Raw genomic sequence first — 21,951 nt, forward strand, 5'->3', positions numbered from 1 at the left:
CCTATTCGTTTGTCAACACTCACTTTCTAAAGAACCTTTTTACTTTTTAGCGGTAGTAGTACGTAGTGTTTGTAAAATATTCAAGATGGGCCGGTAGTTTCTGCCCACTAGGCCGATTTTTTCTGCAATGATCTCAATAAACAGTACAATTAAAGCAATTAAGAACAATGCACCGCCAATCCGGGCCTGCGAATAAATGACTGCCACCAATCCAAAGAAGGCGGACATTGCGTAAATTAGTAACACTGTTTGCCGGTGAGAATATCCCATGCGTAGCATGCAATGGTGCAAATGTTGTTTGTCTGGTGCACCCAGTGGTTTCTTATGGATGATTCTTCTAAGAATGGCAAAAAAGGTGTCTGAAATCGGAACGCCTAAGATAATAACCGGGATAACAAATGATATGAAGGTGACATTTTTAAAACCAAGAAGAGACAAGACTGAAATAATGAATCCTAGGAACAGTGCTCCTGTATCCCCCATGAAAATACTAGCGGGATGGAAGTTGTAAATTAAAAATCCCAGCGTGCTAGTAAGAACAATCAATCCGACTGTCACAACATATATATTCCCCTGTAAAATTGCCATCCCCGAAATAGTAATTAAAGCAATAGAAGAAACCCCTGCAGCCAAACCGTCAAGTCCATCAATCAAATTTATTGCGTTAGTAATTCCAACAATCCAAAGAAGGGTTAATGGGATACTTAAAAATCCAAACTCGAGTACACCACCAAAAGGAAGATTGATAAACACCACTTTCAAATCTCCTAAGAAAATGACTGAACAGGCTGCGGCAATTTGCCCAATTAACTTATATCGAGCAGACAATTCAATCATGTCATCAAGCAAACCGGTAACGATAATGATAAAAGAGCCAATTAATATTGCAATAGATGCTTGGTTTTCCGGTCGTAACAGAACTATCCCTACTATAAAACTGATGAATATTGCTAACCCCCCTAGCCGGGGCATGATGGACTGGTGAACCTTTCTTTGATTTGGCTGATCCGTTGCTCCGATGAGTAAGGCAATTTTTTTTATAATCGGTGTTAAAAGCACCGAGACAACAAAACAGATAATCAAGGTAAGATAAAGCATGGATAAATCCTCCTTGATGTAAGTTTGTCCATTTTGGCTAAATCAAAACAAATTACAGATGGTAAAAATAAGAATTCCTTAAAATTAAATTCCCTTTCAAATTATTTCATTTAAATATCGACAAAAAAATTCAATTTACGCAGAGAGTAAAAAAGTGTAAAATGAAAACTGGTTTATAATATTGTTGTTCTTGTTTATTTTTGTTAAAGGAGAAATGATATGCCGCAATTTACACGTTCAAACCGTGGAGAAAAAAAGAAAAAACAACGAAAACGAATATTCATGTTGATTTTACTTCCGATATTAGTAGTAGCCTTAAGTAGTGCAGGGTATGCAACATTTCTGCTAAAGAAAGCAGAATCAGTGGTTCACAAATCTTATAAACCTGTAAAAGCCGTATCAAAAAGGGAAGTAAAAGTAGACCCAAAAATGGATAATGTCTCAATACTCCTTATCGGTGTAGATGAAAGCAAAGAACGTGCCAAGCAATATGGTGATGCTGTTCGTTCAGATGCACTTATGGTTGCAACCCTAAACAAAAAGGAAAAAACAGTGAAACTGTTGAGTATACCGCGTGATTCGTACGTTTATATTCCTAAAAAGAATAAGTATGATAAAATTAACCACGCTCACGCTTTCGGTGGACCGGCACTTTCAATTGAAACCGTTCAGGAACTTCTTGATATACCGATTGACTATTATGTAAAAGTAAATTTCTATGCATTTATCGACACTGTCAATGCTCTCGATGGAATTGAAGTTGAGGTACCTTATGCCCTTTCAGAGCAAGACTCGCATGATCGGCCAAATGCCATACGTTTAAAGCAAGGCCTACAAACATTAAACGGAGAACAAGCACTTGCATTGGCAAGAACTCGTCATAAAGATACTGACTTCATGAGGGGTCAAAGACAGCAGCAAATTCTTAAAGCAATTTTTAGCAAAGCTTTATCTGCATCATCGATTACAAAGCATGGCGAGCTAATTGAAGCTGTTGGAAAAAATATGACTACCAATATGTCATTCGATGATATGAAATCATTAATGGATTATGGGCTCACTGGCGGTGGTCTTAACATTGAGACCTTAAACCTTAAGGGCAGCGATGCATATATCAAAGGGATTTATTACTACAAGCTTGATGAAACATCTTTAGAAGAAGCTAAAACAGTTTTAAAAACCCAACTAGGTTTGGAATCAAATACGGTACAAGCTAGCACAAACGGAAAAATTGTTAATACAGATCAAAACAATAATCCTTCTACTAATAATTAAAGAAATCTCATCACATTTTGTGATGAGGTTTCTTTTTGTCAACCAAACAAACTAGTCAAACTAAAGAGCCAGCCCAAAAGGGCTGGCTCTTTAGTTTTATCTATTACGTACTGTTGTTATAAGGAGAACTCGCATCATTTTCATTAATGGTCGATAATTTTTGCCGACAAGACCGACTGCTTCTGCAATCAACTCAATTACAATTAATAAGACTAAAATGAGGAAGAATCCTCCTAAAAGCTTTGCTTGCGAGAAAATAATCGCCATTAATCCGAAGAAAGCTGCCATTGCATAAATGATTAACACCGTTTGTCTATGTGTAAATCCTAAACGAAGCAGACAGTGATGTAAATGCGATTTATCAGGTGCAGATAAAGGCTTCTTATTTACAATTCGGCGAATAATGGCAAAGAATGTATCAGATATCGGAACACCGAGAATAATAACAGGAACGATAAAGGAAATTAATGTAACGTTTTTAAAACCAAGTAATGATAATACGGAAATCATAAAGCCCAAAAATAGCGCACCCGTATCACCCATAAAGATCTTCGCCGGGTGAAAATTATAGATTAAAAATCCAAGTGTACTAGCCAAAACTAATGATGCAACCGTTGTTACATAACCGTCACCCATAATAATAGCCATTCCGGAAATGGTGATTAAGGCAATAGAGGATACACCGGCAGCTAAACCATCTAACCCATCAATAAGGTTGATGGCATTAGTAATACCTACAATCCAGAAAATCGTCAATGGAATACTTAAATATCCAAAATCAATTTGCCCACCGAATGGAAGATTAATAAATTCCAAATGGACTCCACCCCATATAACAACAATTGCAGCTGCAACTATTTGGGCTAAAAATTTAATTTTAGCTGATAATTCCATTACGTCATCAGCTATACCTGTAATAACGATGATAATACTTCCTAAAACAATCGGTATTGCATAAGGTGCGTCGGGACGCATAATAAGCATACCTACAATAAAACTTAGGTAAATAGCTAATCCGCCAAGACGTGGCATTATTTTTTGGTGAACTTTTCGCTGATTCGGCTTATCAGTTGCCCCTATTTTGAAAGCTAATTTTTTTACCAAAGGAGTTAGTAATATCGAGCAAATAAAGCATAAAAACAAGGTGATGTAGACCATCATGATCCTCCTCATAACTATTAAACCCATTCATATATCCATAAAGACAAACAGTCTAATGGAGCAACCGTTAGGTTACTTATAAAGATTGTTATCTATTAAACAATGATTTTCATAGAAACGTATTCTACTGTACCATGTGGATTATAACACAGTTACTATATAATTTAAATAGATTTTCAGATTCACTGACTTTCCAAATACGTTACAATAAGTTTAAATTTACTACTTTTACTAAAAACTAATAAATTCCCTAACAAAAACTGTAGTTACACTTTACATACTAATATACCACGAAATCTGACGAAAATCATGTTAATTTGTTACAATTTGGTATAAATAATTGGATAGTTTTATATTTAGATAGGAGTACCATTAAATGAATCCCCTACTTAACTAGGGGTATATTGTTCGATATATTTCTTTTGTTCAATGTTTTCATAACAAATATTTACTTCCTTTGATACCTTTTGTATACGCTGAAAATACTATCTACAAAAGATTCAATCGAATAATGCTTGGAAATATAACTTCTAAACTTTGCCCCCATTATAGCCAAACCACCTGTTTTTCGCATTTCAATTGCTTTATCTATAAAAGATACAATTTCAGCCTTTTCATTTTTAGAAACGATAAATCCATATGAAAAATCTGGAATCATATCTCTAACTCCACCAACATCGGTCGTAATGACGGGGGTGTTTTCCCTCCCAGATTCTAATAAAACTAATGGAAAACTTTCAGTTTTTGAGGTCAGCAATGTAATATCGGCAAGGGCACAAAGTGCGTTTACATCCTCTCTATGGCCAAGAACTGTCACATGTTTTTCAAGGCACCATTCTTTTATAAGATGCAAAATCTCATTTCGCATAGGACCATCCCCGACCAAGAGTAATTTAATTTCTGGATGAAATTTGATGGCCTCTTTGACAGCCTTAAGTGCAAGTTGATGCCGTTTCACTGGGTCTAAACGTGCTACCATTAATATGACGAAATCCTCTTTGGAAAGTTTCATTTCTTTCCTGGAAACTTCTTTTATTATGGGAACGGAAAAATCAATTCCATTAAAGATAGTCGTAATTTTATCTGAGCTAATACCAAATTCCACCATCATATCTGTAAAACGTTTGGAGATTGCAAAAAAATGATCAGGTTTTTTTAGCACAGCAAGATTTAATTTTGTAAATACCTTTCCCTTAATACCTCTTCCAAGGAAATCATTCCGAGGATCACTGTGAACAGTAGTCATCCACGTCACAGAGGTAAACTTTTTCAAGAAATAACCATAAAGGTTTGCCCTAGCTCCATGGGTATGTAAAATATCAACTTTTTCATTTTTTATAAAAGAAATTATTTTAAATAGTACTGATAGATCATATCTAGAGGATTGTTCAAATGTTATCGTTTGAATTCCAGCAGCCTTTGCCTTTTCTTCAAAAACACCCTTTTCCAAAAGACCCAAAACAAACTCCTCTTTATTTAACTCCTTTAACAAGGAAAGGATATGGACCATTCCCCCACCAGTTTCATTGCCTGCATTTAAGTGCAATACCTTCATTGATTATCCCCTTATTTCTTTGTGCGAAGTTTTTCTCTAAAAATTTTCACCATGAAAAGAGGTAAAGCGAGCATTCTCTTCCAACGACTAGGCTGCTTTAGTAATCGATACAGCCACTCAAGGTTCAACTTTTGCCAAACTATTGGCGCTCTTTTAACCGTTCCGGAAAGCACATCAAAGCTTCCCCCAACACCCATAAAGAGCCCGTTCTCAAATCCTCCAATGTTTTCATAAATCCACTTTTCTTGCCTTGGAAGACCTAATGCAACAAATATAAGATCAGGTTTTTTTTCTCTTATTTCCTCAGGAATTGTAGAGGCTTCCCAGTTAAAATAACCATCGTGCCACCCCGCAATTTGTAAGCTAGGAAAACTGTGATGAATATTTTGAACAGCCTTTTCAATTACATCCTTCTTAGATCCTAGAAAATAAGCAGACCATCCGTTTTCGTTTCCAAGCTTAAGTAGTTCCACCATAAGATCAAAGCCGGCAATTCTTTCAGGCAGCGGTGACCCCAATACTTTAGAACCGATTACAACACCAATGCCATCAGCAATTACAAAATCCGCACTATTAATGATTGATTGGTACTTGTTGTCTTGATTGGCATACATTACGATTTCAGGGTTTGCTGTTACTACGAAAGTTTTTTTTCTTTCGGAAATATAATCCCTCAGTCGAAGTAGTAATTCATTTTTTGTAATGTTTTCAAAATCAATATTTAAAATATTAATTTTACTATTTCGCATGATACTACTGAACCTCTCTTTTTTCGCTCTTCCTAAATTTTCTTAGGAAAATTCAATTAATCTTTACATTTATTTTCGTAATACATAACCTTTAAAAAGAGTCTTAATTTCTTTTGATTCTTTATTAAATATAATGACAAATACAAGCATTAAACCTAATAAAATAATCAATTGAAGCCACAAATCATCTAATATCAAACAAGATATAGTAAATACAGTTATAAATGAAGCGAATAAAATCATCCTAAAATCCAAAGCCCATATTTGATACTTTTTATAAAGAAAATATGAGTTAATAAGTGTTGCCGCAATAGATGAAATTAAAGTTGAGCCTGCCAGTGTATATACCCCAAACTTTTTTATAAATAGGAAATTAAGAAGAATATTTAATAACACACACATGGAATTTATGATTGTGGTCACCTTTAAATTATTAAATGAATAAAAGACCTGTAGTACAATGCTCCCCGTTGAACTGAAAATGGTCATTGGGATAAAGATTAAAGTTAGTCGATATAGCATATCTATATCTGTCAGTGATATATTCCCCCTATGAAATAAAAGCTTAAGGAAAAACTCTCCCAAAATAATATAAAGAAGACAAATGAGACTATAGATAAACAGAAAGAAGAAATTTATCTGGCTGACGCGCGCCTGTACTTTTTTAAATTCATTATTTGCGATTTCCGATGCAACAAACGAATAGGAAGCGCTGCTAATAGCATTAGTAATGACTGAACTTATTAAAAGCACAATCATGTTTGAATAAGACAATATCGTTAATGTACCTGAGGCAAAAAGAGTCGCAAAGGATTTGTCTACAAATGTATTAATTACCCCTAACCCTCCGCTTATTAGCAATGGCAAAGAATTTTTAATCAATACCACTGCATCTCTGTCAAAACACGTCATTTTTTTTAACGGTAATCTAGAAAAAAGTATGGCAAACGAAAGAATTGTTCCAACCAGCATTCCAATTGTAATCGCTAGTGAAGTTTGTTTGTAGAGCAAAAAAAGTATCAAAATGCTTATAACAGAAGAGACTAAATTCGTGAAGTTTGCCAACCCAAATATTTTTTCTGATCTAAAAAAATTATCAATAATACGGTTAAGCACCAGCAGTAAACCTATTCCGCTATATAGAATAGAGAATTTAAAGGTAAGTGTTAATGTATCAGATTCAAAACCGGGAGCTAATAACTTCATAAAATAGCTAAAAAAAGAAAAGTATCCAATAAATAAAACCGTTATGATGCTTGTAAAAGCAATCATTAGTGAAAAGACATAATTTGTCTTTTCCTGCATGCTTTCTTTTTTATTTAGCGAGGGAATTATTCCTACCAGCAGCGCATCTGCAATTAAATTTAGAGGAGTTCCCAAAATATTAACAGTGAAATTAAAAGCGTCGGTTACCTTTGAGAAACCATAAAAAGTGGAAAAAGCTAGCTCCCTTAAAAACTGAATGACTCTAACAAATATATCAAAAAGAAAAATAACTACAACAGCTTGTTTAAAATTGCTCCGTTTCATTAATGAACTGAACATTTGGTGATCACTCCACCTTTATTTCATAAAAAAATGAATAAAAAAGTAATATTTTCTGGACGATTTCTTTACTTTCCTTACAATCCACTACAATATGGTCATAATTTGATTCCAGTATTTTTTTGTAAACACTATTAATTGAATCAGATTTATATTCGTTGTAAAATCTCCTTGCATCTTTCCCATAAAAAAGATAGGAAATAGAATCTGTTTCCTCCCTTTTTAGGTAAAGAGGATTAGATGTCTTGTGCATACTGCTTAAAGAATGCAGAATTTTACTTATTTGCATCATGGATATTTTAGGATATCCCTTTACCACTAACTCCTTCTTCCATAGCTCAAATAGTTTTATTGCAAGCTGAATGTCTACAGAGTCTCCCTTAGAGACCTTTGAAAAATTATACAACTTAAGTTTGCGGAAGATTTTGAATAACGTTAAATTTGATAGAGCTAGCATTGGTCCCGTTTTGAAATGGTTAAAAAGCAATTTGTATACTGTTCGAAAACAGCCATTGGCTACTTCAAATTTCCCAACATCACTGTGTATATAATTTTCTCCAAAGACCCTATATTTGTACCAAGGGCTAATTTTCTTTAAATTAAGAACGTTAAAATTCTTATAATCCACATAATATATAGTGTTATCGTATATGTAATTTTGCAGAATGTATTGTACAAAAATATCCTTTTTCACAATAAAGGTATCTCCAATAAGATTATCCCCTTTATGAAAGAATACTTTTCTTATTAATTCTTTTTTATCAATTTCATCTGGTCTTTTCATGGTTCCGCTAATTCTACTGTTTTCATCAATTGTTAAATAGTCAGCATATAAGCCATCAATATCCGGTGAAGTATTAAAGGTATTTATTATTAATGAAAACACTTCATTATTGGCTAGCTCATCATCCGAATGAAATAACAGGACAATATTTCCTTCAATATATTTTGAAGCATGTAAAACTGCATTTAATTGGCCGCTGTTTTCTTGAGCATAGTATTTTATTCGATCATCATTTATAGACTGAATAATTTTCTCAGTTTCATCTGTGGACCCATCATTTACCACAATTAGTTCCCAATTTTGATAAGACTGCCTTTGAATTGATTGAATACTTTTTTCTATATATGCTGCATCATTATACGTTGGCATTAATATCGAGATCTTATCCATTCTTTCGCATCCTTTATAACATTTTAAAGCAACCATTATTCTTCATGTATTATTTTTTATAATACGTTTTGTATTCGTTTATTTTTTGAAACTCAGCCATAAAAAAATGTATATAACGACTTTATAATTTTCTTTTGTTTAAACTTTTTCCATGGATGTCTATTAGACTTGGCTATCAATTTGAACTCCAATCAACAGTTAAGTGTTACAAAGAAAAAATCAATAAAATTAATGGGAGAAGAAACAACTCTTCTCCCTTTTTTTCGAAAAATTCAACTAAGCACCTTTTATCTGAAGATCAACTAGAAGAAAAGCGAAAATTGCTGAAATGTATATACTTACTGCAGGGGCAGTCAATACGTGTCCTGCAGAAAACGCAATGCCAAAAGCTAACAATAAGCTGACTACATATAAAGCATATTTCAAATTAAAAACCTTTTTTAGGTTAGACGAAGCATAAAAAATCAGCTTAAATCCTAAATAAATCAAAGGGAATATTAAGACTAATGATCCAACGATTCCAAAAGAGAAAAATATATCATAAAAATCCATCTCAATCATCTTCGGCACATCTGTATAATTACCTGCATACCCCAACCCAAACAGTTTTTGGGATATCGGAGCTTTTTGATAGTCATTTTTCTGTTTATCCAAAAATACGTCTCTACTACTGAGCACTAAGTTTTCAATTTGTTTCTTATTTATGGTTTCCTGCTTTTCAGTTTTATGATGATTATTTGTTTTCTTTTCACTTTCCTTATTCTTAATATTAGGATTATCTTTAGCTGTCAAATCAATCCCTAATAAATTTAAGTGAGTAAATGTATTTTTATAAATCGGAGTAAAGGGCGTAATGAGAATTAGCATTATTGTTATGGCACTTAAAATTAGGCTCCTCAGTTTATGAGTCTTTAATGCCGGTGTTCGTCTGGATTGGAACAATTCATAAAAACTCATCACCAATGAGACTAGGAGGCTAATTAAACATGCGCCATATCCTACCTTTGTTCCAACCGCGAGCATCGAAAAAATCATAAGGATTGAAGGAATCCACTTATAAATATCTTTAAGAGCAACGGTACTACGGATTGAATAAAGTAAAATCACAGGGAAACTTATAGCCAAAATTGCGCCAATTTCATTACCAGCAAAGAACCAACCTGAATAACCAATTTTCGAGAAATCATAACTAGTTAAACTTGTTCCCGTAGCAATAGAGATGACAAAAACAATATTAATAATTAAAGAAGATAACAGCAGATATCTCATCAACTTATTTTCCACTGTTAGTTTAGATGATAAAGACTTAAAAGAAAGCAAATATGCACATAACATAACCAATAAATAAACTACTTTAACAATAAACTTCCCTTCATCTCCAACGGAAAAAATGGGTTTATTATTAAAGTTATTAACGACTCCTACAGCCAACACACAAAATAGAATTAAAAAATAATATATATATTTTTTTTGGTCTAACTGTAAAGATTTAAGGAAAATATATACAATACTAATAAAAAGAATAAGAAATCGTATTAAAATTCCAAAAGTAACGTTAATGTTTAATGATAAACTATAAGTGGTAAGCACATCGATCAAGGGTTGTAATCCTAAAAAAATCACAAGGAAAATCTCATATTTTTCCATGACTTGTTTTGCAAACTTTGACATAATACTCCTCCGAGATTTTTTTAAAAGGGGGGTTAAAAATAAAAGGAAACAATTCTATAATACAATTTATCATTATAATTTTTTTATGATAAATTGTAAACAACAACAACTAATTAATTACATCAATTTGTAAATAATATGCTAAGATATTTTTTTGCAATTGATTTTTAAATTCACAAAAGAGAGGTAAATCTATTATGAAAATTTTAATTACGACAATCTTCGAATACCCCCACGAGGGTGGGCTCTCAACTCATGTCTCAACATTAAAAAGTGGATTAGAAGCAAAGGGGCACCAAGTGGACGTATTATCCTTTTCTGACATGAACCCTCTTTTTAGAAAAGTCTACTCCCAGGCACCCGGCTATCTTTTAAACAGAGTAAGTAAAGGAAAAGGACAATTATTGAATGACTCACAAAAGAAAAAATTGCTTTCTACATATTTAGCTAGCCGCAAAGGGAACTATGACGTTATAAATTCTCAAGATGTTTTTGCTGCACTTGCATCCATCGATTCCGGTTTACCCACTGTTGCAACAGTCCACGGATATTATTCTTTTGAGGCGATAAGCCGTGGGGCGTTAATTGAACATAGTAAAGAAGATTTCAGAGTCCAAGAAATTGAAAAAAAGTCATATCAAAATGCCACAAAAGTTGTCGCGGTTGATAAACGGATTCGTGAATATATAAAAGAAAAGGCGAATGTCGATGCAATCACGATTAAAAACTTTATTGATGTAAGCTCATTTCAACCTGAAAAAGCCGATACAACTTCTGTAAAAGAGGAATTCAATATCCCTGATAATTTGAACATATTGTTTGTTCCAAGAAGGCTTACAGAAAAAAACGGGGTCGTTTATCCAACTTTAGCATTACCTAAAGTTCTGAAAAAACATCCAAATACCCTTTTGGTATATGCTGGAACAGGTGAACAGTTAGGAAAGATCAAGGAGGAAATTTCAAAAAATGGACTTGAGAACAATGTTAAGTTATTAGGCTCAGTTCCTCATGAAAAGATGAAAAGCCTTTATGCCTTATCCGATATTGTCCTAGTTCCGAGTGTTCATTCATACGGAGTAGAAGAGGCTACCTCTATTTCTGCCTTAGAAGCAATGGGATCCAGTTCTCCGGTAGTTGCAGGGGCAGTAGGTGGACTAAAAGAAATATTTGATCATGAAACAGACGGCCTTCTGGTGCCGGATAAAGACGTTGACGCCCTTTCGGATTCTATAATAAGAATCTTAGATAATCCCGAATTTGGAAAGCTTTTAGCTAGAAATGCAAGAATAAAGGTAGAGCAGGAGTATTCTCACCTTGCTGCGGCTAGTAAGTTCGAGCAAATTTATGAAGAAGCAATAAAGACGTTTAAATAACAGAGGAAATTTTCAACTAACTTAGAAAATTTTAAGAATATTAGAAAAACAAGGCTGACCTAAGGGCCCTTTTGCGGGGTGATTTTTAGGCAGCCTTTAGTCTTTATTTGGGAAGTTGTATCCACTGATCTCCCAAATAGGTTTGAATTTTTAACCAACCAAAAGGAGATGTTGATTCTTCCTTTACAAAAACAGTCTGCGGCGCAAAGCTGGTTATATAACGTCCTAACGGGCTATCATATGCTGCAAATGTCCTATCAATATACATAGAAGACCCTTTGGGTGCTACCCACATATTTCCTGCATAAGTTGAAATTTGTATCCATCCATTTTCAATCTCCTTCAATACCCTGACTGATTGCGGAGCAAATATATTAGCAACATTAGAATACCGTGGGCTGGAATAGGCACAAAAAGTTCTATTTATTGTTTGATAATGAGGAAAGCGTATAATCCATTTCGGACCCAAATAGGTATTTATTTGTGACCAGGCAGTGTCAGTTGTTTTCAAGATATATACAGTTTGTGGAGCAAACCAGGCAACCGGTGTTGTAGAGCCTGGATAATCGAAAGCCGCAAAGGTTTCACTCATTTTGTGAGGCATACCATTAACGCCTGTCCATTTAGCCCCCGCCCAAGTATCTATCAGCAGGAGACCATTAATTGCCCCATCATGGGCAATTACAATTTGGGGAGCGAAGGTCAATTTTTGACTCTCTAATGATGGGGTATCGTAGGCTTCAAAAGTCCTATCAATAGTAACTTTTGCACCCTCAGGAGCAATCCATCTCTCATTTGATAACCTCATCCAACCCGATGAGGAGGTATATTCGATCCAAACTTCACCTGGTTGTACACTTTCCACAGATTGGGAATTAAAACTTGGTTCTTTATACACCTTCAAGACTTTTTGAACTTCATAGTATTGAGCATTTACAGGCTGTGTAAACAAAAAAATCAGGCCGAAAATAAAAATGGAAAACCACTTTTTCATAATTATCTCCCCAGACTTGTGGTATATAAATCCATTTTATCTTCTAATTTGAAATCCAGAAAGACGTAATTTTGGAAATGATTAATTTCTTTTTATTAATTTGGATGAAGTCGAAATCAACAGTTAATTTAACAGCCAACGAAAAAAGGTTGGGGCTTCCAAGAGTCAGTTGCCTGACTTTTATGAATCCCCGGGTTTATCTTACCTTATCTCAACAAATAAATGGTGATATCAGCCAAGGGTACATTATCTATTTGGTCGGGGATTTGGCATATGGTCAAAGGATGCTAAAGGGCTGAAGGATTTCTTAAAAACACATAATTATTAGCATGTAAATAGATACTTAGAAGGGCACATAGCCCTTCTTAGTTTATTTGCTTACTAAGGTACAAGTTTATTGACTAATGGGATTCGTTTCAGCACTAATGTAATAATAGTACTAAAAATAAGAGTAATTAAAATTTTTAATGGTATTTCTATTATTATGGAATGGAATTGTTCCACATAGGGGAATACCTTCCATAAATAATTATTTAATAACCAATAATGAAATATATATACACCTAAACTTGCCTGGTTAATTCCAGATAGGAGTAATGGTAATTTCCGATCATTAAAATTATAACGAAAGAAAACAAACAAACCAACTGCACATAGTAATACATTGGGTGAGAAGTATTCGTACCAAAACTGATTTAGCTTCCCACCAGCATTTATTGTGTAAAAATAAGTTAGAAAAAATGTTAAAATAAAACCCACAAATAATCCAATATATGAAATTTTCCTCCATCGCTTACTAATATCATATTGATTAAGATAGTAGCCTAAAACGAAGTATCCTATATAATCTGTTACAAAAAATAATTCTAAAGAAAATTGCATACCCCACAAAAAATTTGACATCTTTGTAAAAAAAGAAGCATACAACCAAAGGATTAAAAAGTATTGTAAGTGACGTTTTTCAGCGTTTTTGATGAATACTTTTAATAGAGGAGTAATTAAATATAACCCGATAATCATATAAAAGAACCAAAAATGGCCGGCGATACCGTTATTAAGGAATAATTTAATACCTTCTTTAATAGAGTTGGGAAAGTACCATTTGTATACTCCGTAAATATAAAATATTACACTCCAACCTACAAATGGAATTGCAACCTTGCTTAAACGTCTTTTTAAAAAATCCCAATATGGTATTTCTTTTTCATCTTTTAATAACAAAGCTCCACTAATCATTACAAAACCAGGTACAGACCATCGTGAAATTGTCTCAAAAAAATTCCCTAAAACCCATGTGAATTCTTGACCTGATTGTATCGTTGAAACATAATTAGCTGTTACATGAATGGTTACAACAGCAATTGTTGCAAATACACGTAGCCAATCGAAATAATATATTTGATTCCTCATGTTTTCCCCTCCTAAAAAAAATGAAGCATGATTACCTTGAAAAACCCCATAAAAAAATACACCAAAAATGGTGTATTTTGAATACAACAAACATTATAACTTACTTTGTTCTTAAATCAAAATAGGCTTTAATAGACCTCGTTTCTAGCTAAAAAGTGAATAACTATATTTCCAAAGACGTAATATGTTAAAGATTATATTAATTTTTCCTAATTTGAATGGAGTGGAAAGCAACAGACAAACAAAACAGAAAGGGGCTTCCAAAAGCCAGTTACCTAACTTTTAGAAACCCTTGGTTCATCTCACCTTGATGAATTTATAACGAATGTACGATAATGTCAAGGCAAATATGAATGTTGTCCCAACTGCCGGGAAGAACCAATATAAAAATTGTTGCTGGGATTGAAAATGGTGTTCCAAAAAATATTTATAAACGATTCTATCTGTGATATATGAGGCTAAATATATGTCTAATGAAAGGACAGAAATAATGGAAAGTAATTTTAGAAATAAACCACCGCCATTAAAGTTTACATCATAAAAAAGCAAAAAGAAAATTGTTGCATGCATGACAACAATAAGTGAGGAATACGATCCTGCCATGCCTAAAAACACATCAGAGACATAATGAATCTCTATCCAGCACTCAATTAAGGTAATTAAAACTAAGCAAAAAACACCTACCATTTTACTAATTTTTAATTGATATTCCCTAATATAATTTCCTATAAAGTAATAAGTGATGGGATAAAGTTGGATCCAGAAATCCGGGAAATATAGTGCCCCTCTTGCCTTTCCGTTAAAAAAACTTGGTAAAGCTGTTATAATTAAAAAAACCAATATTAATAATTGCTTTTGTTTTTTTGTTTGAATGTTATTATATAATATATTCAAAAAAGGCGCTATCAAGAATAATCCGATATACATATTTACATACCATGCATAACCATCCGCTTTAAAGTTTAGAACAGCACCAATCCATTCAGAAATGCTTTTTTCTTCTTTAAATATGAATACATTAGTCAATATTGCTAACAAAGAGTAAATTAAATAAACAATCAAAATAGGATAAATTTTCTTGTAATAATCCTTATTTGGATCTTTGTTTAATTGTAAATATCCCGTTAATATCATAAACAAGGGAACACATATTAGAAAGAACATTCTTAAAAACACTTGTAAATACATATTTTTCCCGTCGACAGGAGTTGAATAAAAATAAGTATTGGCAAAAAAGTGCACTGATAAAACAAACAGAGTTGCAAATACCCTTACAAGATCCAGGCCAATTTTCCTCTGAGTTATACCCATATATTTTACTCTCCTTAGTTTTTCACCTAAATCAATTTAATTAATATAATAATTCGCTTTCTGAACATAAGCAACCAAATATATTTTTAGAAAAACAATTCTTTTTGTTAACCTTTTACTTTTGAATAACTTCTTCCTCTGAACCTATTAATAACTTTTTTTGATTTTGTTTAATTTTCCTCTTAAAAAATTTGTAGAAAAATATATAATAGAATTTAAGAGGAGGGATGCAATATTGGGGTTTAATAAAAATTCCATATTTTTTGGTCTTTTTTGTCTGTTTTTGTCGGTTTTATATCTTCCCAATTTAGCCTATGGTGAAGAAGTAAATCAAACTGACAAACAGGTAAAATATGTTGAAACTATAAATAATGCGGAGATTTTTAACACGGACCAAAAAGTAATTGGAGAATTTAATCCTGCCATTCAATTCAGTATCGAAACAATTCAGGATGGAAAAATATATTTTCAGTGGGATGGTGCTTTAGCCTATATTTTACAAGACAAGGCAAAAATCGTTGAACCTGAAAATTTAACCTTTTCACCTATTAATCCTTCAGAAGTTGTAACTCAGGGGAAAATCGTAACTAATAATGAAACTCAAGTTTATTCGGAGGTTGATTTTCTATCTCCACTTCTGAAGTTGCCATCTGAAGCTGAATATTCGGTAATGAAAGTAAATGAAGGATACTATACGATTTCTGTAGGATACCGAGTTGGTTTTATTAAGGCAGATGACGTCCAATTCGTACCCATTAACGATGAAAGCAGTCAAAGGGAAAATAATTTATCTTTGGCAGAACCGTTAACAGGCACTGCATCTGACAGCAATGTTCAACAGACCGTCATTCCGGCAGCATCATTTTCTACTACAGATCGATACTTTAAAGTAATGGATACGACAGTACCAATCTATGATAATAGTACCGGGGCTTTAGTAGAGGTTGGGCGACTAAATAAAGGGCAGGTATACCCAAGGGTATCGGACTATGGTGATTGGCACCAGATAAAATTTGGTAATGGATTTGGGTATGTTTGGGAAGCTAGCACTGTTCCTGCGGATAACACTTCAATTAAAAACCAAAATACAGGCCTTACAAATTCGAATCGCTACTTTATCTCAAAAGAACAACTTACAGTCTATGATAATAGTTCAGGGACCTTAGTTCCTTTTGCCTCATTAAAAGCGAACATTCAATATCCTATTATCAGCGATCTTGGAGATTGGTATCAAATTGACATAGCTGGCAGGATTGGCTATGTTTATAAGCCTGCTACAGTTTTGCCTTTTATTTCTTCAGACCGCTATTTTCAGGTTACGGAAGATAAGGTGGGCATTTATGATAACAGCTCCGGTTCCCTAGTGCGTGTTGGCGAGTTAAAGAAAGGTCAAGTATATCCAAGGGTATCCGATTATGGTGATTGGCACCAAATTAAGTTTGGTAATGGATTCGGGTATGTTTGGAAACCAAGTACTGTTCCTGCAAGCAGCGCGGCTATTCAAAATTTGAACACTGGTGTTCAAAATTTGAATCGCTCCTTTACTTCAAAGGACCAGCTTACAGTCTATGATAATAGTTCAGGAACTCTAGTTCCTTTTGCCTCATTACAAGCAAAAATTCAATACCCTATTTTAAGCGATTTTGGAGATTGGTATCAAATTGATATAGCCGGAAGGATTGGGTATGTTTATAAGCCAGCTACTCTATTAAACTTTATTTCTTCAGACCGCTATTTTCAGGTTATGGAAGATAAGGTAGGGATTTATGATAACAGCACTGGTACATTAGTGCGTGTTGGGGAATTGACAAAAGGGCAAGTATATCCGAGGGTATCCGATTATGGGGACTGGCATCAAATCAATTTTGGCAGTGGGTTTGGCTATGTTTGGAAACCAAGTACAGTCCCTGCAAGCGGGTCTTCTATAAAAAACCTGAACACTGGTCTCACAAAGACTAACACTTACCTTATACCAAAGGAACAGCTTACAGTCTATGACAATAGCTCAGGAAGTTTAGTGCCTTTTGCATCATTAACTACTAACATCAAGTACCCTATTATCAATGATTATGGGGATTGGTATCAAATTGATGTTTCTGGCAGATTAGGCTTCGTTTATAAACCCGCTACTACCAGAGCCTTCACACTTTCCGACCGATACTTCAGGGTAATGGAAGATAATGTCGGAATTTTTGATAATAGTTCCGGTTCCTTGGTACGTGTCGGCGAGTTAAAGAAAGGCCAAGTATATCCCCGGGTATCTGATTATGGAGATTGGCACCAAATTAAATTTGGCAATGGTTATGGGTATACTTGGAAAGGAGCCACAGAGGTAGTAGAGAATGCCGCTTTAAAGAATGAGAACAAAGGATTAACAAATTCTCCTCGAACTTTTAAAGTCATGAAAAACATTCCAGTCTACGATAATACGAGTGGATCTCTTGTTCCTTATGCAGTATTGCAGACAAACGTAATATACCCAATTATTGGCGATTTGGGAGACTGGTTGCAAATCGATGTTTCTGGACGAATAGGATATGTATACAAGGATACAAATTATCTGCAATTTGGCCCTACTATTGTCGATAACTATCGATATTATAATTATAGTTTAGACCAATTCCTTTCAACTCAAATGTCAGCTGTTCCACAAACAGATTTGTATAGAAATAATCCAGCTTACATTAGCAAGCAATATGTTGCTTATTTGAATGATGAAAACCACAGCTCTGGTTATTATATTACTGCTGACAAATTAAATGTACGAGAGTTCCCGAATAGCACCCCTGAAACATTTATTTATGGGTCTTTGAAATACGATACAAAAGTAACAATCTTAGAAGAGATAAATGGATGGTATCGAATTTCATACACGCCTTGGCGAAATGCAAAGAGTGTTGACACTCTTCCGTACTTAAACCCTGCATTGAATAGTAAATTCCAGCATCTCAGATTAGACGTACTTGCAGATGTTCCTACAGAAAAATTAAATCAAATCCTTTCTGGTAAAGGTATTTTATCTGGAAAGGGACAAGCCTTTATAGATGCTTCGGTTAAATACGGTGTGAATGAAGTATACCTTGTATCACATGCATTATTAGAGACAGGTCAAGGCTTCTCTGATCTATCAATCGGTGTTCCAATCAAAGTAAACAACGGGATTGTTACAATTGTAGACCCATCTAAAGAAGTTCCTCAATATTATGTGTATAACATGTACGGTATTGGGGCAATTGATTCATGTCCTCTCCAATGCGGTGCACAAACTGCTTATAATAATGGGTGGTTCACTCCTGAATCAGCTATTATCTACGGGGCTGAATTTGTAAAGAGTGACTACATCGGCAGGGGCCAAAATACAATTTATAAAATGAGATGGAATCCTGATTTTATATACCAAGATAGAAACGGGACAATACAAAGCCTATACCCTGAGGTTAGCTCCGCAACTCATCAATATGCAACTGACATAGGATGGGCTGTAAAACAAACATTAAACATTGAAAAAATCTATCAACAATTAGATTATTATCTTGCGGTTTTTGATATTCCTGTATTCAAATAATATAAAACCTTCACGAAGATGGTAATTTTATATTTACTATCTTCCGTGGAGGTTTTCTTTTTATTTTTGACCTTTAAGTATAAGAAAAAACCGCTAAGGATTAGCGGTTTTATTCGAAATATTTTATTAATCCATTTAATATTCCTTGTGCAGCTCTCTTTTGATAGGCAGTTGTGGCAATTAAAGCTTCCTCCTGCGGATTGGATATAAACCCTAATTCCAGTAAAACCGAAGGTTGTGAATTTTCACGCAGGACAAAGAGATCACCAAACCTAACACCCCTATCCGCCAAACCTACCTGGTTTAAAATACCGAGATGAATTTCATTAGCCAACCGCTGATCCCTAACTGCATCATAATAATACGTTTCAATGCCATTGGTACTTTTATTAGTATACGAATTAAAATGAATACTTATAAAAACATCGGGTTTAACGGCTTTACTGATATCCACTCGTTGCTGAAGTGTTGGATATACATCACTATCCCTTGTATAAATTACCTTTGCTCCAGCTTCCTCAAGAATTGCTCCCAACTCCAAGCTGGTACTTAGAGTTAAATTCTTTTCCAAATTATATACCCCGCTTGCCCCAGGGTCACTTCCACCATGCCCAGCATCAATCACGATTACTTTTCCCTCCAAAGGGCCGGAAGGGGACCGAGCCGCTTCTTTGTATACATAGCCAATTCTGCCGGAAACATCAATTTGGTACCAATCGCCGTAATCACTTATAATTGGATACTGCACGTTTTCATTTATTGTCGCAAATGGAACTAAACTGCCGGTACTATTGTCATAAACAGTGAGTTTTTCCATTGAAAAGAAGCTATTTTTCGAATTAGAAGAACCTGTATTTAAGTTATTAATCATATTGCCAGCAGCAGGAATAGTACTACCTTTCCAAATATAACCGAACCGGTTGCCAAACTTAATCTGGTGCCAGTCTCCATAATCGGATACCCTTGGATATACTTGCCCTTTCGTTAATTCTCCAACACGCACTAAGGTACCGGTGCTATTATCATAGATTCCTACATAGTTTTCTACAACTTGAAAAAACTGATCGGAAGAAAAGAACGGTCTTGTGGTGGCCGGCTTATAAACGTAACCGATTCTTCCTCCAACATCAATTTGATACCAGTCTCCATAATCACTCAAAACAGGGTACTGAATATTTGCATTTAATGATGCAAATGGAACCAAGCTGCCCGTACTATTGTCATAAACTGTAAGTTGCTGTTTTGGCAAAAAGTATAGAGCTGAGTTTTTTAAGCCTGGATTCAGGTTTTGGATTAAAGGATTATTTGCTGGAGTTGTACTTGCTTCCCACACATAACCAAACCCATTTCCAAACTTAATCTGGTGCCAGTCCCCATAATCGGACACCCTTGGATATACTTGCCCTTTACTCAATTCTCCGACACGCAATAATACACCGGTACTATTATCATAGATTCCTACCTTGTCCTCCATTACCTGAAAATAGAGGTCGGACGGCATAAAGGGTCTAGTTGTGGCCGGTTTATAAACGTAACCGATTCTTCCTGCGACATCAATTTGATACCAGTCTCCATAGTCACTTAAAACAGGATACTGAATATTTGCATTTAATGATGCAAATGGAACCAAGCTGCCTGTACTATTGTCATAAACTGTAAGTTGCTGCTTTGGCAAAAAGTATAGAGTTGAATTCGTTAGGCCGGTGTTCGGGTTTGGGATGAATGAACTGCTTGCAGGAACTGTACTTGCTTCCCACACATAACCGAATTCATTACCAAACTTAATCTGGTGCCAGTCTCCATAATCAGACACCCTTGGATATACTTGCCCTTTCTTCAATTCTCCGACACGCACTAATGCGCCGGTACTATTATCATAGATTCCTACCTTGTCCTCCATTACCTGAAAATAGCGGTCGGACGACATAAAGGGTCTAGTTGTGGCCGGTTTATAAACGTAACCGATTCTTCCTGCAACATCAATTTGATACCAGTCTCCATAGTCACTCAAAATAGGATACTGGATGTTTGCTTTTAAAGAGGCGAAAGGAATTAAACTGCCCGAACTGTTATCATAAACAGTTAACTGCGTTTGCGGTATAAAGTAAAGGTTCGTATTGGACAGCCCATTGTTCAGATTTTTAATAGAAGTGCCGCTTGCAGGAACCGTACTTGCCTTCCAAACATAACCGAATCCATTGCCAAACTTTATTTGATGCCAGTCTCCATAATCGGATACTCTTTGGAATACCTGTCCCTTATTCAGACGCCCTACCTCAACCAGTACTCCGGTACTATTATCATAAATTGGCACTGTTTCAACAGTCACTTCAAAATAACGGTCAGTAGAAGAAAATGCAGGAACATTGACAGGTATCGGATTATTCGATGAAGTTAGAGTGTTTTGAGATAGATCATTTTCACCTAACCCATCTGGTTCAGCTGTGCTTGCTGAATTTTTATAAATGCTATCGGGTTCTTCCGTGCTTACTGAATTAGCCTCTGAACTGCTGGCTAGTCCATTTTCCTCATTTATGTATTCCACTTCCTCAGCTTTAACAAAGCCAGCACGATTCCCCACAGTTATCATGTAATAATCTTCTTCCGCTTTGACAGCCCCATATTCCAAATTAGGTTCTAACTTTAGAAATGAGGTGGAAAATTCTGCATCGGAGAAGACATTGGTTTCAGCATGGGTCAAAATTTTTCCCTGGCTTTCTTCTAGCATCGGTGCAATAGACGTAAAAGTTACATTTTCAGATTCAACAACTTTAGCATTTTGTTCTTCAATGAACACTAATTCTCCGTTCCACTGAAAGTAAACTTTCCCATCTTGAATTGTGTCAACACTAATTTGAACGCCTGGGATAAGCTTTCCCATTAATTTTTGGTCCTTGTTTAAGATTGGAGCTTCTGCAGTTGTTTCTATTATTTTTGTCAGATTGTCAGTTTTATTTAGTTCCTGTCCAAAAACATTCCCAGCGGTACATAAAATTAACAATAACAGACAAAAAGGACCAAATAGTGCCATTTTTTTGCCAAAATTCAATTCCTATTCCCCCCTTAACTA

Annotated in this window: 14 protein-coding genes; 3 read left to right on the forward strand and 11 right to left on the reverse strand. The window is 34.7% G+C overall.

The features are described from left to right. Nucleotides 1-39: 39 nt before the first annotated feature. Nucleotides 40-1,098, reverse strand: a complete 1,059-nt coding sequence (locus tag V5M37_RS25510) for a glycosyltransferase family 4 protein (protein ID WP_423799684.1) — start codon at nt 1,096-1,098, stop codon at nt 40-42. A 219-nt stretch (nt 1,099-1,317) separates the two neighbouring features. On the opposite strand from V5M37_RS25510, the gene V5M37_RS25515 reads away from it, so the two are divergent. Beyond that, nucleotides 1,318-2,373, forward strand: coding sequence for an LCP family protein (locus V5M37_RS25515; RefSeq protein WP_423799685.1), 1,056 nt, complete (start codon nt 1,318-1,320; stop codon nt 2,371-2,373). Between the two features lie 96 nt (nt 2,374-2,469). Here V5M37_RS25515 and V5M37_RS25520 read toward each other — a convergent pair whose 3' ends face one another. From V5M37_RS25520 to V5M37_RS25545, 6 genes are all read right to left on the reverse strand, one after another. Continuing rightward, complete coding sequence (locus V5M37_RS25520) at nt 2,470-3,531, reverse strand: glycosyltransferase family 4 protein (protein ID WP_423799686.1); 1,062 nt, start codon at nt 3,529-3,531, stop codon at nt 2,470-2,472. Between the two features lie 451 nt (nt 3,532-3,982). After that, on the reverse strand, nt 3,983-5,080 hold the full coding sequence (locus V5M37_RS25525) for a glycosyltransferase (protein WP_423799687.1): 1,098 nt from the start codon (nt 5,078-5,080) through the stop codon (nt 3,983-3,985). A 20-nt stretch (nt 5,081-5,100) separates the two neighbouring features. Beyond that, nucleotides 5,101-5,838: a WecB/TagA/CpsF family glycosyltransferase gene (locus tag V5M37_RS25530; protein ID WP_423799688.1), complete on the reverse strand. Its 738-nt coding sequence runs from the start codon at nt 5,836-5,838 to the stop codon at nt 5,101-5,103. 69 nt (nt 5,839-5,907) lie between these two features. Then, nucleotides 5,908-7,383, reverse strand: a complete 1,476-nt coding sequence (locus tag V5M37_RS25535) for a lipid II flippase MurJ (RefSeq protein ID WP_423799689.1) — start codon at nt 7,381-7,383, stop codon at nt 5,908-5,910. A gap of 7 nt (nt 7,384-7,390) precedes the next feature. Further along, a complete protein-coding gene (locus V5M37_RS25540) occupies nt 7,391-8,557 on the reverse strand; it encodes a glycosyltransferase family 2 protein (RefSeq protein WP_423799690.1) in 1,167 nt (388 codons plus the stop codon). 276 nt (nt 8,558-8,833) lie between these two features. Further along, the gene (locus V5M37_RS25545; RefSeq protein ID WP_423799691.1) at nt 8,834-10,228 is read right to left on the reverse strand and encodes an O-antigen ligase family protein; all 1,395 of its coding nucleotides are present in this window, start codon (nt 10,226-10,228) and stop codon (nt 8,834-8,836) included. Between the two features lie 197 nt (nt 10,229-10,425). Between V5M37_RS25545 and V5M37_RS25550 the strand changes: the two genes are divergently transcribed. Continuing rightward, nucleotides 10,426-11,601, forward strand: coding sequence for a glycosyltransferase family 4 protein (locus V5M37_RS25550; RefSeq protein ID WP_423799692.1), 1,176 nt, complete (start codon nt 10,426-10,428; stop codon nt 11,599-11,601). A gap of 103 nt (nt 11,602-11,704) precedes the next feature. On the opposite strand, the gene V5M37_RS25555 is transcribed toward V5M37_RS25550, so the two are convergent. The 3 genes from V5M37_RS25555 to V5M37_RS25565 all read right to left on the reverse strand — a co-directional run bounded on the left by V5M37_RS25555 (nt 11,705) and on the right by V5M37_RS25565 (nt 15,316). Then, entirely contained in the window at nt 11,705-12,595 is an 891-nt protein-coding gene (locus V5M37_RS25555; protein WP_423799693.1) for an S-layer protein, read from the reverse strand. A 381-nt stretch (nt 12,596-12,976) separates the two neighbouring features. Continuing rightward, complete coding sequence (locus tag V5M37_RS25560; RefSeq protein WP_423799694.1) at nt 12,977-14,005, reverse strand: acyltransferase; 1,029 nt, start codon at nt 14,003-14,005, stop codon at nt 12,977-12,979. A 297-nt stretch (nt 14,006-14,302) separates the two neighbouring features. After that, nucleotides 14,303-15,316 carry an acyltransferase gene (locus V5M37_RS25565; RefSeq protein WP_423799695.1) on the reverse strand — a complete coding sequence of 338 codons (1,014 nt, stop codon included), beginning with the start codon at nt 15,314-15,316 and terminating at the stop codon, nt 14,303-14,305. A 235-nt stretch (nt 15,317-15,551) separates the two neighbouring features. Between V5M37_RS25565 and V5M37_RS25570 the strand changes: the two genes are divergently transcribed. Continuing rightward, entirely contained in the window at nt 15,552-18,881 is a 3,330-nt protein-coding gene (locus tag V5M37_RS25570) for an N-acetylglucosaminidase (protein ID WP_423799696.1), read from the forward strand. 109 nt (nt 18,882-18,990) lie between these two features. On the opposite strand, the gene V5M37_RS25575 is transcribed toward V5M37_RS25570, so the two are convergent. Further along, on the reverse strand, nt 18,991-21,930 hold the full coding sequence (locus tag V5M37_RS25575) for an N-acetylmuramoyl-L-alanine amidase (protein WP_423799697.1): 2,940 nt from the start codon (nt 21,928-21,930) through the stop codon (nt 18,991-18,993). Between the last annotated feature and the right edge of the window lie 21 nt (nt 21,931-21,951).

This window comes from Neobacillus sp. SAB-20_R2A (assembly GCF_049568635.1).
Lineage (GTDB): Bacteria > Bacillota > Bacilli > Bacillales > Cytobacillaceae > Neobacillus > Neobacillus citreus.